This is a genomic window from Pseudoalteromonas sp. SANK 73390, assembly GCF_054966645.1.
In genome coordinates this window covers 1-347 of record NZ_ARPN01000123.1, presented here as the reverse complement: position 1 = coordinate 347, position 347 = coordinate 1, and the positions used below count along the sequence as shown (strand labels likewise).

The following is a 347-nucleotide window of genomic DNA, read 5'->3' as shown; positions in this document are numbered from 1 at the left end:
TCCGTTGAGCGGGACAGATCCGAGTGGGTATAAATGGGAGAAAAAGACTGGATCGAATGTAAGGTCTAAGTCAGCGGTTAGCTCTTCTGATAAAGTCCAAAGCGTTGAAGTTAGTGGAAACTCAATAAAAATTAACACAGACAATGGTAGTGTCACTTACAATAATGTTAATGCTAACGAGATTAGCAAAATAACGGACATGAAGGGGGCTGCGAAGAGCAAAGGTAACAGTGATGGCGGCTCTGATAATATTAACTCAAGATCTAAGTCTCAGATTGCGAGCGCAATAGAATACTCTCAATCCTTTGAGACTCCTAAACTTGATGCAGAAATAGCATCATTAAATT

Annotated in this window: 1 protein-coding gene; it reads left to right on the top strand. The window is 40.1% G+C overall.

From position 1 onward, the window contains the following. The coding region (locus SANK73390_RS17230; RefSeq protein WP_462767662.1) for a hypothetical protein at positions 1-347 on the top strand (347 nt) is incomplete at both ends.